1 pseudogene is annotated in these 485 nt (G+C 38.1%); it reads right to left on the bottom strand.

Annotated features, from left to right (window positions below):
- Window positions 1-113 precede the first annotated feature (113 nt).
- A pseudogene (locus ACTHUM_RS19180) lies at window positions 114-485 on the bottom strand (hypothetical protein); the annotation flags it as partial.

Raw genomic sequence — 485 nt, 5'->3', positions numbered from 1 at the left:
ACGCTTTATGGCCCGCTGGCTCGATGGCATTAAACAAAGGTCGTCTGAAACGGTTTTGCTGTTTTCAGACGGCCTTTTGAATTCATACAAGCTATGGCTTGGCTTGCTTATATTTATAATTGTCTAAATTTCCAATAATCTCGTCCTTCAATTTTCCAGTAACAGAATTCGTCCGGTATTAAATACCCAAAATCCATTGCCTTTGAAAACCAGCCATCATAGACATAATCTTCATTACATCTGTCCCAATCCATATGCAGATACACTTCCGTATCAAAATTGATATAGAACAACGGCAGCCTCGAAGAAATCTGATTGATTTTTAAGAAATCACTTTGCTGGCCAGAGTCTGAGATAGGATCATTGTACGACAGCTTGTTCTCAACAACGGATATAACCTTACTGCTTCAGCAGAAGTAAACCCCTGAAACATCAGTTCCTTCAATTCATCTTTTTTTAATACAATGACTGAATCTGATTGAAGA

It is taken from the genome of Neisseria sp. P0021.S006 (assembly GCF_051956895.1).
This window is presented reverse-complemented; position numbering and strand designations above follow the sequence as displayed.